This is a genomic window from Pseudomonas sp. S09G 359, assembly GCF_002843605.1.
Lineage (GTDB): Bacteria > Pseudomonadota > Gammaproteobacteria > Pseudomonadales > Pseudomonadaceae > Aquipseudomonas.
The window spans coordinates 6,463,298-6,475,744 of the sequence record NZ_CP025263.1; the positions used below are offsets into that span (position 1 = coordinate 6,463,298).

Annotated in this window: 14 protein-coding genes; 5 read left to right on the plus strand and 9 right to left on the minus strand. The window is 62.2% G+C overall.

The window, feature by feature from the left end; genetic code table 11:
- The first annotated feature begins 7 nt into the window (after nt 1-7).
- The 3 genes from CXQ82_RS29805 (at nt 8) to CXQ82_RS29815 (ending at nt 2,144) form a co-directional block, all read left to right on the plus strand.
- Complete coding sequence (locus CXQ82_RS29805; RefSeq protein WP_101273498.1) at nt 8-454, plus strand: NfeD family protein; 447 nt, start codon at nt 8-10, stop codon at nt 452-454.
- A gap of 69 nt (nt 455-523) precedes the next feature.
- Complete coding sequence (locus CXQ82_RS29810) at nt 524-838, plus strand: DUF2388 domain-containing protein (RefSeq protein ID WP_003176799.1); 315 nt, start codon at nt 524-526, stop codon at nt 836-838.
- A gap of 163 nt (nt 839-1,001) precedes the next feature.
- Nucleotides 1,002-2,144 carry a DegT/DnrJ/EryC1/StrS aminotransferase family protein gene (locus tag CXQ82_RS29815; RefSeq protein WP_101273499.1) on the plus strand — a complete coding sequence of 381 codons (1,143 nt, stop codon included), beginning with the start codon at nt 1,002-1,004 and terminating at the stop codon, nt 2,142-2,144.
- A 54-nt stretch (nt 2,145-2,198) separates the two neighbouring features.
- Here CXQ82_RS29815 and gcvH read toward each other — a convergent pair whose 3' ends face one another.
- The 9 genes from gcvH to CXQ82_RS29860 form a co-directional block, all read right to left on the minus strand.
- Nucleotides 2,199-2,582, minus strand: a complete 384-nt coding sequence (gcvH, locus tag CXQ82_RS29820; protein WP_101273500.1) for a glycine cleavage system protein GcvH — start codon at nt 2,580-2,582, stop codon at nt 2,199-2,201.
- A 52-nt stretch (nt 2,583-2,634) separates the two neighbouring features.
- Nucleotides 2,635-3,717, minus strand: coding sequence for a glycine cleavage system aminomethyltransferase GcvT (gene gcvT, locus CXQ82_RS29825; protein ID WP_101273501.1), 1,083 nt, complete (start codon nt 3,715-3,717; stop codon nt 2,635-2,637).
- A 157-nt stretch (nt 3,718-3,874) separates the two neighbouring features.
- Nucleotides 3,875-5,491: an iron ABC transporter permease gene (locus CXQ82_RS29830; protein ID WP_101273502.1), complete on the minus strand. Its 1,617-nt coding sequence runs from the start codon at nt 5,489-5,491 to the stop codon at nt 3,875-3,877.
- 155 nt (nt 5,492-5,646) lie between these two features.
- Nucleotides 5,647-6,651, minus strand: a complete 1,005-nt coding sequence (locus CXQ82_RS29835; protein WP_101273503.1) for an extracellular solute-binding protein — start codon at nt 6,649-6,651, stop codon at nt 5,647-5,649.
- Between the two features lie 319 nt (nt 6,652-6,970).
- Nucleotides 6,971-8,188 carry a 2-octaprenyl-3-methyl-6-methoxy-1,4-benzoquinol hydroxylase gene (locus tag CXQ82_RS29840; protein WP_177409971.1) on the minus strand — a complete coding sequence of 406 codons (1,218 nt, stop codon included), beginning with the start codon at nt 8,186-8,188 and terminating at the stop codon, nt 6,971-6,973.
- A 9-nt stretch (nt 8,189-8,197) separates the two neighbouring features.
- The gene (locus tag CXQ82_RS29845) at nt 8,198-8,683 is read right to left on the minus strand and encodes a DUF4442 domain-containing protein (RefSeq protein ID WP_101273505.1); all 486 of its coding nucleotides are present in this window, start codon (nt 8,681-8,683) and stop codon (nt 8,198-8,200) included.
- Complete coding sequence (gene ubiH, locus CXQ82_RS29850; RefSeq protein ID WP_101273506.1) at nt 8,676-9,863, minus strand: 2-octaprenyl-6-methoxyphenyl hydroxylase; 1,188 nt, start codon at nt 9,861-9,863, stop codon at nt 8,676-8,678. The genes CXQ82_RS29845 and ubiH overlap by 8 nt, the downstream gene beginning before the upstream one ends.
- Nucleotides 9,860-11,182: a Xaa-Pro aminopeptidase gene (gene pepP, locus CXQ82_RS29855; protein ID WP_101273507.1), complete on the minus strand. Its 1,323-nt coding sequence runs from the start codon at nt 11,180-11,182 to the stop codon at nt 9,860-9,862. Before pepP ends, ubiH begins: the two co-directional genes overlap by 4 nt.
- A 20-nt stretch (nt 11,183-11,202) precedes the next feature.
- Nucleotides 11,203-11,760, minus strand: coding sequence for a YecA family protein (locus CXQ82_RS29860; protein ID WP_101273508.1), 558 nt, complete (start codon nt 11,758-11,760; stop codon nt 11,203-11,205).
- Between the two features lie 138 nt (nt 11,761-11,898).
- On the opposite strand from CXQ82_RS29860, the gene CXQ82_RS29865 reads away from it, so the two are divergent.
- Nucleotides 11,899-12,108, plus strand: a complete 210-nt coding sequence (locus CXQ82_RS29865; protein ID WP_007982902.1) for a TIGR02449 family protein — start codon at nt 11,899-11,901, stop codon at nt 12,106-12,108.
- Entirely contained in the window at nt 12,105-12,422 is a 318-nt protein-coding gene (locus tag CXQ82_RS29870; protein WP_003176812.1) for a cell division protein ZapA, read from the plus strand. Before CXQ82_RS29865 ends, CXQ82_RS29870 begins: the two co-directional genes overlap by 4 nt.
- Nucleotides 12,423-12,447: the final 25 nt, after the last annotated feature.

Sequence of the window (12,447 nt, forward strand, 5' to 3'; positions counted from 1 at the left end):
CAACGCCATGTGGGATTTCCTGCAGCATTTGTCATTCTGGGATTGGCTGGCGCTGGGCACGGTGCTGCTGATACTTGAGGTATTTGGCGCCGGCGGTTACCTGCTGTGGATGGGTATCGCGGCGGCGGCAGTGGGTGTGATCAAGTTTTTGGTTCCGCCACTGGGGTTGGAATGGCAGCTGCTGCTGTTTGCGGTGTTGTCGATACTGACGGCGGTGTATTGGTGGAAACGCCAACGCAGCAGCGCCAAAGCCAGTGACCAGCCGGGTTTGAACGAGCGTGGCTCCGAGCTGATCGGTCGCACCTTCGTGGTGCATCAGGCAATTGTGGAGGGCCGGGGTAAGGTCAAAGTAGGTGATGGCGTGTGGATGGTCACCGGCCCCGACAGCCCTGTAGGCGCTCAAGTACGGGTGGTTGGCCAGGAAGGGGTGATCTTGAAGGTTGAAACTGTTTAGTCGGCTAGGGAACTCGGCTGGCCTAACTACAATCATAAAGTACAGATAACCCACCCGGAGTCACCCATCATGCGTCTTAAATATGCTGTCGCAACCCTTGCTGTGCTTTCCCTCCCTGTCGGTTCAGCGATGGCCGACAGTTTCTGGCGCAATGTCATCTCGTCGGGCGCCACTACCGGCTCGACGTACCTGACCTTCAAGGACCACAAACTGGTGGTCGCCGCCCAGGACGACGCAGGCAGCTTTGTTGCCAGCGACGGCGGCATCCGTGGCCCGTACCTGGAAGCCGCGATGCAGAAAGTGCGTGCGGATAACCCAGGACTGCAAGCCACGGACATGGAATTGGCCAATGCCATCCTGGCGAAAAACGCCGTCACCGAGTGATTTTCTCGCTCTGAAGAATGCCGCTGATACAGCGGCATTTTTTTGCCCGCAACATGACGATTCATTCACGCACGACAGGCTATATTCAGTCGGACCGTGCAACCATGTCGGTACTGCTACCTCGCCTACTCATCGCCAACCTGAAACGGATGCCTTCGTCGTTATGAGCCAACAGCCCTTTCTGCCGTTCTCCAAACCCACCATCGATGAAGCCACTATCTCGGCGGTCGGCGATGTACTGCGCTCGGGCTGGATAACCAGCGGGCCGAAAGTGCAGGCATTCGAGGCGCAGTTGTCGGAATACTTCGGCGGCCGGCCGGTGCGTACGTTCAACTCGGGCACCTGCACCATGGAGATTGCCCTGCGCATTGCGGGTATCGGCCCGGGCGATGAGGTGATCACCACACCGATTTCTTGGGTCGCCACGGCCAATGTGATCCTGGAAGTGGGCGCCACGCCGGTGTTTGCCGATATCGACCCGGTCACCCGCAATATTGACCTGGCCCAGGTTGAAGCCGCCATCACCCCGCGCACCAAGGCGATCATTCCGGTGTACCTGGCCGGCCTGCCCCTGGATATGCCGATGCTTTACGCGCTGGCCAACAAGTACAACCTGCGCATTGTCGAAGACGCCGCCCAGGCATTGGGTTCCAGCTGGGATGGCGAACGCATTGGGGCTACCGGCGACTTCGTGTCGTTCAGCTTCCAGGCCAATAAGAACATCACCTCGTCCGAGGGCGGTTGCCTGGTGTTGAACAATGCCGAAGAAGCACGCCTCGCGGAAAAATACCGTTTGCAGGGCGTCACCCGTACCGGCTTCGACGGCCTGGACGTGGATGTGCTGGGCGGCAAGTTCAACATGACTGATATCGCCGCCGCCATCGGCCTGGGGCAATTTGCCCATATCGAGAAGATCACTGCCCATCGCCAGAACCTGGCACGCCACTACTTCAAGTGCTTCGGCAGCGATTTCGAGGCACAGTACGGCGCGCAACTGCCGCCGGCGGATTTCGAAAACAGTAACTGGCACCTGTTCCAACTGGTGTTGCCGGAGCGTCAGGACGGCTTGCCGGCACGTGCGACCTTCATGGAGCAGATGCAGGCCCACGGCGTCGGTATTGGCTATCACTACCCGCCAATCCACCTGCTGAGCCTTTATCGGGCACAGGGTTTCAAGGAAGGCATGTTCCCGGTGGCGGAGCGTGTTGGGCGTTTGATCGTGTCGTTGCCAATGTTTACGGCGATGACTGAAGCGGATGTGGAGCGGTCGGTAGCGGCGGTGAAGGCAGTATTGAACGCGGGCTAAGCACTCAATTCAATGTGGGAGGGGGCTTGCCCCCCTCCTACATGGGTTCTGCGTTTACTCGCCGATGGCAGCTTTGTAACCCGCCGCATCCAGCAGTTTTTCCAGGTCAGCCGGGTTGCTTGGCTTGAGCTTGAAGATCCACGCGCCGTACGGGTCAGAGTTCAGCAGCTCTGGGCTGCCGCTTAGTTCCTCGTTGACCGCAATCACTTCGCCGGCGACCGGGGCGTAGATATCCGAAGCGGCTTTCACCGACTCAACCACACCCGCCTGGCCTTGCGCTTCGAACGTAGCGCCAACTTCGGCCAACTCAACAAACACCACATCACCCAAAGCTTCCTGTGCATGGTCGGAGATACCGACGGTCACGCTGCCGTCAGCTTCCAGACGCGCCCATTCGTGACTTTCGGCAAAACGCAGGTCGGCAGGGATATCGCTCATAGTCTGTGTCCTCAAGAAGAAATGTCAGCGGCCAACGGCCTGCCGTAAATAGTTAAATCAAGGTTTTGCCATGGCGCACAAAGGTCGGTTTGACCACTCGAACCGGGTACCACTTGCCGCGGATTTCCACTTCGGCCCGATCGGCAGTCGCCGTCGGTACACGCGCCAGGGCAATGGATTTGCTCAGCGTAGGAGAGAAACTACCACTGGTGATCTCTCCTTCGCCAACATTGGCGATACGAACCACTTGGTGAGCGCGTAAAACCCCGCGCTCTTCCAGCACCAGCCCGACCAGTTTGAACTGCACACCGGCGGCCAATTCGGCCTCCAGCGCGGCTCGCCCGATGAAATCGCGCTCGGCAGGCGCCCAGGCAATGCTCCAGGCCATGTTGGCCGCCAGGGGCGAAACGTCCTGGTGGATATCCTGGCCGTAGAGGTTCATGCCGGCTTCCAGGCGCAGGGTATCCCGCGCGCCGAGGCCGATGGGGGAAATGCCCGCGCCTACCAGGTCGTTGAAGAAGCCAGGCGCCTGATCGGCCGGCAGCACAATTTCCAGGCCGTCTTCACCGGTATAGCCGGTGCGGGCGATAAACCAGTCGCCGTCGGCCTGGCCTTCGAAAGGCTTGAGCTGGTGGATCAGGGTGGCGCGGGACTGGGTGACCAGCTCGGCAATCTTCTGCCGGGCGTGAGGGCCCTGGATGGCCAGCATGGCCAACTCGGGACGCTCCTGCAGTTGGGCTTGAAAAGTGCCCAATTGCGCCTGCATCCAGGCCATGTCCTGGTCACGGGTGGCAGCGTTGACCACCAGTCGGTAACCGGCTTCGGTGCGGTAGACAAGCATGTCGTCCACCACCCCACCCTGCTCGTTGAGCATGGCGCTGTAGAGCGCACGGCCGCAGCCATGCAAACGATCGACATCATTGGCCAGCAAGTGCTGGAGCCATTCCTTGGCCTGGGGGCCACTGACATCGATAACGGTCATGTGAGATACATCGAACACCCCGCAGTCGCGTCGCACCTGATGGTGTTCTTCAACTTGCGAGCCGTAGTGCAGAGGCATATCCCAACCGCCAAAATCGACCATTTTCGCGCCGAGGGCGAGATGCAGGTCATACAGAGGCGTACGCTGTCCCATGGGTTTCTCCTTCCGGGCTTGGCGAAGGTGCGCAGCGTTGCCGTAAGTGGCTACACACCTTGGATTACAAGGCCTGCAGCCACACACGGCGACTCGATCCGAAAGACGGACCGCACCGAATGCCGCGCATTGTAGCCGCAAGCCGTAGGACTGGCACCTAACCGATTTGACGGGCAGAGCGTCGGATCAAGCCGATGACCGGCAATAAGCCAACCAGCACCAGGCTCAGCGCCGGCAAAGACGCCCGCGCCCACTCGCCTTCACTGGTCATTTCAAAAATCCGCACCGCCAGGGTGTCCCAGCCAAACGGGCGCATCAGCAGGGTTGCGGGCATTTCCTTGAGCACATCGACGAACACCAGCAGCGCTGCGCTCAGCGTGCCGGGCAGCAACAACGGCAGATACACCTTGCAAAACAGTCGTGGACCGCTCACGCCAAGACTGCGCGCGGCTTCCGGCAAAGACGGGCGAATACGCGCCAGGCTATTTTCCAGCGGCCCATAGGCCACCGCCAAAAATCGCACCAGATACGCCAGCACCAGCGCCGACAAACTGCCCAGCAGCAAGGGCTTGCCCGCACCGCCCAGCCAGCCTGACAACGGCACCACCCATTCGCGGTCCAAATAACTGAACGCCAACATGATCGACACCGCCAGCACCGAGCCCGGCAAGGCATAACCGACGTTGGCCAGGCTGATCCCGGAGCGAATCGCCCGGGTCGGCGCCAGGCGGTTGGCGAACGCCAATAGCAGCGCCACGCTGACGGTGATCAGCGCCGCGATTCCGCCCAGATAAAGGGTGTGGACGATCAGGCCCGAATAGCGCTCATCCAGGTCGAAGCGGCCGCGTTGCCAGAACCAGGCGACCAGTTGCAGCATCGGAATCACAAAGGCACAGGCGAAGACCAGGCCACACCAGCTACTCGCCGCCGCGGCCTTGAAGCCGCGCAGGTGGTACAGGGCCTTGCCCCGTGGCCGCTCGTTGCTCGGCCGGCTGGCCCCACGGGCGCGCCGTTCGCCGTACAGCACCAGCATCACCACCAGCAGCAACAGGCTGGCCAGTTGGGCGGCGCTGGACAGGCTGAAAAAGCCATACCAGGTCTTGTAGATGGCGGTGGTAAAGGTGTCGAAGTTGAATACCGAGACCGCCCCGAAATCCGCCAGCGTCTCCATCAACGCCAAGGCCACGCCTGCGCCAATCGCCGGCCGCGCCATCGGCAGGGCCACGCGCCAGAACGCCTGCCAGGGCGATTGCCCCAACACCCGCGCCGCTTCCATCAGGCCTTTGCCCTGGGCGAGAAATGCGCTGCGCGCCAACAGGTAGACGTACGGGTAGAACACCAGCACCAACACAATGATCACGCCGCTGGTGGAACGCACCCGTGGTAGCCGCAGGCCGCTGCCGAACCATTCACGCAGCAGGGTCTGCACCGGGCCGGCAAAGTCCAGCAGGCCCACGAACACAAAGGCCAGCACATACGCCGGAATCGCGAAGGGCAGCATCAGCGCCCAATCCAGCCAGCGTCGGCCGGGAAATTCGCACAGGCTGGTCAGCCAGGCCAGGCTCACGCCCAGCAGGGTGACGCCAACGCCGACGCCCAGCACCAGCGTCAGCGTATTGCCCAGCAGGCGCGGCATCTGGGTTTCCCAGAGGTGGGACCAGATCTGCGCGTCGATGCTCTGCCAGGACAGCAACAGCACGCTCAGCGGCAGCAGCACCAAGGCGGCGACAGTGAAGACCGGCAGGTACCAGCGGCGTTGGGCGGGGTGGGCCAAGGGTGAGTTCTCGGAGAATGAAGATTTTAGAAACACCGCGAACCAAAATGTGGGAGCGGGCTTGCTCGCGAAAGCGGTTTATCAGTCACACCTATATCGACTGACACGACGTTTTCGCGAGCAAGCCCGTTCCCACATTTGGAACTGCGGTGCTTTTAGTTCCAGCCAGCGCGATCCATCAAGCGGATCGCCTCAGCCTGGCGCTTGCCCGCCACTTCCACCGGCAAGGTATCCGCGACGAACTTGCCCCAGGTCGCCACTTCGGCCGACGGCGGTACCGCCGGGTTGGCCGGGAATTCCTGGTTCACATCGGCAAAAATCTGTTGCGCCTCGGCCGTGGTCATCCACTCCACCAGCGCCTTGGCCGCTTCCGGGTGCGGCGCATGTTTGGTCAGGCCGATGCCCGACAGGTTCACGTGCACGCCACGGTCGCCCTGGTTCGGCCAAAACAGCTTCACCGCCAGCGCCGGGTTCTGCTTGTGCAAGCGGCCGTAGTAGTAGGTGTTGACGATGCCTACGTCGCACTGCCCGGCGTTGATCGCTTCGAGCACGGCGATGTCATCGGAGAACACGTCGGTGGACAGGTTGTTGACCCAGCCCTTGACGATTTCTTCGGTCTTGGCCGCGCCATGGGTTTCGATCAGGGTGGCGGTCAGCGACTGGTTGTAGACCTTTTTCGCCGTGCGCAGGCACAGACGGCCTTCCCACTGCTTGTCGGCCAGGGCTTCGTAGGTGGTCAGGTCACCTGGTTTTACCCGGTCGGTGGAATAGGCGATGGTCCGCGCGCGCAGGCTCAAGCCGGTCCAGGCGTGGGTTGAGGAGCGGTATTGCAGGGGAATGTTCTTGTCGATCACTGCGGAGGTGAACGGTTGCAGGATGCCCATCTGCTCGGCCTGCCAGAGGTTGCCGGCATCCACAGTCAGCAGCAGGTCGGCGGTGGCGTTTTCGCCCTCGGCCTTGATGCGCTGCATCAGCGGGGCTTCCTTGTCGGTGATGAACTTCACCTGCACGCCGGTCTTTTTGGTGTAGGCGTCGAACACCGGCTTGATCAGTTCGTCGATGCGCGAGGAGTAGACCACCACTTCGTCGGCGGCCTGCACGGTGGTGCTGCCGATCAGGGTGAGTGCCAGGGCAGTCAGGAGGCGCTTGGGTGCCAACATGGGTGCGGTCTCTCATTTGCAAAAAGAGGCCAAATGATAGGGACTCACATTTGGTAACGCTCGGCGGAGGCGTTACCAGATGTTGCATAGCTAAGATTTGCGCTGGATGGGCTGACACATTCCCCCGTGCCGAGCGGGCTCGCCCGCGTTGGGCTGCGAAGCAGCCCCAAAACCAGGCGCTGCGGTTTTTCCGGAAAAAACTCAGTGACTTTACTGGGGCTGCTGTGCAGCCCAACGCGGGCAAGCCCGCTCGCCACAACAGCGACAACAGCCACGACAGCCACAAAAGCCCATCTGCCTATCGGGAGCCTATTTCAATTCAGGGCTTGGCGAGGTCTGGCAGGTCGCCGGTGAGGCCGAGGGCCTGGCGCACAAACACGGCCTTGGCTTCGGGCATCTGGTCCACCAGCTTCAACCCCGCATTGCGCAACCAACGCAACGGCAGCTGATCGGCCTGGAACAGGCGTTCAAAGCCCTCCATCGCTGCCATCAACGCCAGGTTATGCGGCATGCGCCGACGCTCGTAGCGGCTCAGCACTTTCACATCCGCCAGGCGTTCACCGCGCTCGGTCGCCGCCAACAGCACTTCAGCCAGCACCGCCGCATCGAGGAAACCCAGGTTCACGCCCTGCCCGGCCAACGGGTGGATCACGTGGGCGGCATCGCCAATCAGTGCCAGGCCTTCGGCCACGTAGCGCTTGGCATGACGCTGGCGCAACGGCACGCACACACGCGGGTCGGCGCTGATCACTTCACCCAGGCGCCCTTCAAACGCGCGCTCCAGCTCGCGGCAGAAGCTTTCATCATCCAACGCCATCAGGCGTTCGGATTCAGCCGGCGTGGTCGACCACACGATCGAGCACCAGTCCTCCTGGCCGTCGCGCACCAGCGGCAAAAATGCCAGCGGGCCGGTATCGGTAAAGCGCTGCCATGCCGTGCGCTGGTGCGGCTGGCTGCTGCGCACGCTGGTAACAATGGCGTTGTGCAGGTAGTCCCATTCGCGGGTTGCGGTGCCGGTCAGGCGGCGCACGGCGGAGTTGGCGCCGTCGGCAGCCACCACCAACGGTGCACGCAGCTTGCGGCCATCGGCGAGGGTCAGCAGCCAGTCATCACCGGAGCGACGCATCTGCTCCAAGCGCGCATTGGCCAGCAGGCCGAGGTCGCAGTCGTGCAGGCGGTCGAGCAAGGCATCCTGCACCACACGGTTCTCGACGATATGCCCCAGCACTTCGGCATGCACGCTGGCCGCCGAAAAGTGGATCTGCCCGGTGCCGCTGCCATCCCACACCTGCATCTCGCCGTAAGAGCTGGCACGCCGCGAGACAATCCCGTCCCACACACCCAGGCGCTCGAGGATGCGCTGGCTGGCGGCCGACAAGGCGCTCACCCGCGGTTCGAAGGCCGCATCACGGTCGAACGGCTTGACGCTCAACGGGCTGCCGTCGAGCAGCAGCACTTGCAGGCCACTGCCCTGCAACGCCAGCGCCAGGGCGCTTCCGACCATTCCGGCCCCGACAATCAGCACATCTGCGCGCATGTCCATGCTTTAAGCCTGCTTTGCTGGCGGCTTGCGCCGCACGTAAAGGGTTTTGTCGACCCGCGCCACCAGGGTGCCGGAGCCGTCATGAATCTGCACCTTGAGGTGGGGCAGGTATTTCTCGCCACCTTCGGTCTGTTGACGAATCTCGTCCAGCAAGGCTTCGTCGATGGAAAACTCGGCGTACACCGGGCCTTTGCCCGGGGACACGAAGTCGATGCTCGCGGCTTTGTCCCAGACGATGTAGTCGCGGCCCAGGTTCTCCATCAGCATCAACATGTAGAACGGGTCGACCATCGAATACAGGCTGCCGCCAAACTGCGTGCCGACGTAATTGCGGTTGTACCAGCCCAGGCCCATGCGCACTTTCACCTGCCGAAAATCGGCACTCATGTGCTGCACGCTGACACCGGCGCCCAGATACGGCGGGTACAGGGTCATGATCCAGCGCAACAACCGCGCCTTGCCCAGGCGCTCGATCAACCACTTACGCATCGGGGCGCGTGCCCAGGCCCATGGCCTGACGGGCGAACCAGCGCTTGGCCGGCGGTAGCAGATCGAGGCCCAGCAGGCCCATATTGCGGCCCAGCGCAACCAGCGGCTGCGCACTGCCGAACAGCCGCGTGACCTGATCGGAAAAGCCCACGGTCAATTTCTGATCAAGACGCTGACGCTCACGATAGTTTTGCAGGGTGGCCAGGTCGCCCGGCACCTGGGGCCCGGCCAACAAGGCGTCAGCCAAGGCGTTGGCATCACGCAGGGACAGGTTGAACCCCTGCCCGGCAATCGGGTGCAGGCTGTGGGCGGCATTGCCGAGCACGGCGAGGTGCGAGCGCACTTGCTCCTCGGCTTCCACCAGGGTCAGCGGGTACAGGTGGCGCGCGCCAACTTGCTTGAGGGTGCCCAGGCGGTAGCCGAACACGCCCTGCAATTCGCTCAGGAAACTGCGCTCGTCGAGGTTGGCCAGGCGCTGGGCGTCCATGCCGATGCGGGTCCAGACCAGCGCGCAGCGGTTGTCCGGCAGCGGCAGCAGGGCCATCGGGCCTTCATCGGTGAAGCGCTCGAAGGCTTCGCCGTTGTGGGCTTCGCTTGGGGTGATGTTGGCGATCAGCGCGCTCTGGTTGTACGGGCGGGTTTTGACGCCGATACCCAGTTGCTCACGCAAGCCGGAGCGGCCGCCATCGGCCAGCACCGCGAGGTCGCATTCCAGCACGGTTTCATCGTTGAGGGTCAGGCGATAGCCGTCGGGCAACGGTTCCATGCGCGTGACTTCCGCCGGGCAGCGCCAGCTCACCACGTCTTTATCCAGGCCCTGCCACAGGCATTGGCCGAGCCAGGCGTTTTCCACCACATAACCGAGGGCCGGCACGCCTTCTTCCAAGGCGGACAAGCGCGCGGTGGAGAAACGCCCACGGTCCGACACGTGGATCTGCTTGATCGGCTCGGCGCGGCGCGAGATGTCCTGCCAGACGCCCAGGCGCTGGTAGATCTGCCGCGCGCCAAACGACAGCGCAGAGGAGCGCGCATCGTAGCTCGGCTGGTAACTGTCACCCGGGGCGAAGGGTTCGATCAGCACGATTTTCCAGCCACGCGCCTTGGCCCCGGCCTGCAACGCCAGCGCCAGGCTGGCGCCCACCAGGCCGCCGCCGATAATCGCCAGGTTGACCCGGCTCATCGGGCCGCCGCCATCAGCGCTTCAATGTCGGCGACAGCCTTGGGCACGCCGCCGGTCAGAATTTCACAGCCTTGCTTGGTCACTACCACGTCGTCCTCGATGCGCACGCCAATGCCACGCCATTTCTTCGCCACGCTCTGGTTGTCCGGCGAAATGTAGATCCCCGGCTCCACGGTCAACGCCATGCCGACTTCCAGCACACGCCACTCGCCGCCCACCTTGTACTCGCCCACGTCGTGCACATCCATGCCCAGCCAGTGGCCGGCGCGGTGCATGTAGAACGGCTTGTAGGCTTCGCTGGCGATCAGCTCGCCGACATCGCCCTGCAGCAGCCCCAGCTTGACCAGCCCGGCGGTGATGACCTGCACCGTCGCCTCATGGGCCTGGTTCCAATGTTTGTTCGGCGCGATCTCGGCAAAGGCGGCTTCCTGGGAGGCCAGCACAATCTCGTAGATCGCCTTCTGTTCCGGCGAAAACTTGCCGTTGACCGGCCAGGTGCGGGTGATGTCGCTGGCGTAGCAGTCGATCTCGCACCCGGCGTCGATCAGCACCAGGTCGCCGTCCTTGAGCACCGCGTCATTCTGCTGGTAATGCAGGATGCAGCTGTTGCGCCCGGCGGCGACGATGGAGCCATAGGCCGGCATCTTGGCGCCGCCCTTGCGAAATTCGTAATCCAGCTCGGCTTCCAGGCTGAACTCATGCAAACCGGCGCGGCTGGCTTGCATGGCCTTCACGTGGGCCGCGCAGGAAATTCGCGCAGCCTCGCGCATCACCTTCACTTCTGCCGCCGATTTATACAGGCGCATGTCGTGAAGCAGATGATCCAAGGCAACAAATTCGTTCGGCGGCTGGGCGCCGAGGTGCGCTTTAGAGCGGATCACGTTGATCCACTCCATCACATGCCGGTCGAATTCGGCGTTGCTGCCCATGGCCGAATACACCCGGTCGCGGCCTTCGATCAGGCCGGGCAGGATGTCGTCGATGTCGGTGATGGGGAACGCGTCGTCGGCACCAAAGTCACGAATCGCGCCTTCGGTGCCGGCGCGCAGGCCGTCCCACAGTTCGCGTTCGGCGTTGCGTTCGCGACAGAACAGCACGTACTCACCATGCAGGCGACCGGGCATCAGCACGATCACCGCTTCCGGTTCGGGGAAGCCGCTGAGGTACTGGAAGTCGCTGTCCTGGCGGTAGACGTGTTCCACATCGCGGTTGCGGATAGCCACGGCAGCGGCCGGCAGGATCGCGATGCTGTTGGGTTCCATCTGCGCCATGAGCGCCTTGCGGCGCCGGGTGTATTCCGCTTTGGGGATATGGATCATGGGCAGATGGGCTTCCTTTCTTAGTGCAGCGACGGCTTTGGCGCAGCGGGTTCGGCGGACTTCTTGGTCTCGGTGAACAGCAGCAGCGGCGCAACGCGCAGGTATTCCATGACTTCCATGTAGTCGCCTTCGCCGTCCTCGGACTCTTCCAGGGCGTCTTGCACCTGGGAGATGGCTGCCAGGTCCTGCAGCACTTCCTTGGCATCGGTGCTCAATTCCAGGCCGCTGGCGTTCACGCCGAAACCATGGAGAAAGCCCTGGCACCATTGGCCCAGTGCAGCAGCGCGTTCGGCGAGCGGTGCGTCATCGGTCGGCAGCAGCAGGACCACGGTGACATCATCACCGGTCAGCTCGCCCTTGACCATTTCCTGCAGGCCGATCAGCGCATTGCGCACGTTGTCTTCTGGCTCTTTCTCCAACAACTCGGCCACATCGGCCAGCCAGTTGTCGGCATCAAAGCCTACGCCAGTGCAGCTGCGGCCCAGCAACACGCCGTGCAGTTCGGCAGGCGAGCAAGGGTGGCCGCTGGTGCTCAGCAGTTTGGAAAAAGCGTCGTACGGGGAGTTCTGAATGGGCATGGTGAGCTAGGCGCCAGACGGCGCAATGTCTAGAATGGAGCGCTGTATCCTAGCACCGGCAGACGTACCAAGACTATCAAGGGCGTCAGATCGTTTATCCTGCAGTTGCCATTCATCAGACAAATCCAGTGGAACCCAATGGAAGACACCGACCTGCAAGCGCTGATGGCCAGACTCGAATTGCTAATTACCCGGGTCGAGCAACTTAAGAGTCAAAATGGACTCCTACTAGCTCAGGAAAAAACCTGGCGCGAGGAACGCGCTCACCTCATTGAAAAAAACGAAATCGCCCGGCGTAAGGTCGAATCGATGATTTCGCGCCTGAAGGCCCTGGAGCAAGACTCATGAGTTCAAGCAATAGCGTCACCGTGCAGATCCTCGACAAAGAGTATTCGATCATCTGCCCCCAGGAAGAGCGTAACAACCTGGTGAGCGCCGCCCGTTACCTGGATGGCAAGATGCGTGAAATCCGCAGCAGCGGCAAAGTCATCGGCGCCGACCGCATCGCCGTGATGGCCGCGTTGAATATCACCCACGATCTGCTGCATAAGCAGGAACGCCCTGACGTGCAGGCCAGCGGCTCGACCCGCGAGCAGGTGCGTGACCTGCTGGAACGCGTGGATCTGGTGCTTTCCAGCGATTCAGACGCACCCAAGGGCTGATTGCCGCGTCTGTTTAAGGTATACT

Bases quoted from the DNA above. Each gene is read 5' to 3' on its own strand.
- CXQ82_RS29815 (WP_101273499.1), top strand. From the start codon at position 1,002: ATGAGCCAACAGCCCTTTCTGCCGTTCTCCAAACCCACCATCGATGAA.
- CXQ82_RS29840 (WP_177409971.1), bottom strand. From the start codon at position 8,188: ATGCGCGCAGATGTGCTGATTGTCGGGGCCGGAATGGTCGGAAGCGCC.
- CXQ82_RS29870 (WP_003176812.1), top strand. From the start codon at position 12,105: ATGAGTTCAAGCAATAGCGTCACCGTGCAGATCCTCGACAAAGAGTAT.
- CXQ82_RS29860 (WP_101273508.1), bottom strand. From the start codon at position 11,760: ATGCCCATTCAGAACTCCCCGTACGACGCTTTTTCCAAACTGCTGAGC.
- gcvH (WP_101273500.1), bottom strand. From the start codon at position 2,582: ATGAGCGATATCCCTGCCGACCTGCGTTTTGCCGAAAGTCACGAATGG.
- CXQ82_RS29805 (WP_101273498.1), top strand. From the start codon at position 8: ATGTGGGATTTCCTGCAGCATTTGTCATTCTGGGATTGGCTGGCGCTG.
- CXQ82_RS29810 (WP_003176799.1), top strand. From the start codon at position 524: ATGCGTCTTAAATATGCTGTCGCAACCCTTGCTGTGCTTTCCCTCCCT.
- CXQ82_RS29865 (WP_007982902.1), top strand. From the start codon at position 11,899: ATGGAAGACACCGACCTGCAAGCGCTGATGGCCAGACTCGAATTGCTA.
- ubiH (WP_101273506.1), bottom strand. From the start codon at position 9,863: ATGAGCCGGGTCAACCTGGCGATTATCGGCGGCGGCCTGGTGGGCGCC.
- CXQ82_RS29835 (WP_101273503.1), bottom strand. From the start codon at position 6,651: ATGTTGGCACCCAAGCGCCTCCTGACTGCCCTGGCACTCACCCTGATC.
- pepP (WP_101273507.1), bottom strand. From the start codon at position 11,182: ATGATCCATATCCCCAAAGCGGAATACACCCGGCGCCGCAAGGCGCTC.
- gcvT (WP_101273501.1), bottom strand. From the start codon at position 3,717: ATGGGACAGCGTACGCCTCTGTATGACCTGCATCTCGCCCTCGGCGCG.
- CXQ82_RS29845 (WP_101273505.1), bottom strand. From the start codon at position 8,683: ATGCGTAAGTGGTTGATCGAGCGCCTGGGCAAGGCGCGGTTGTTGCGC.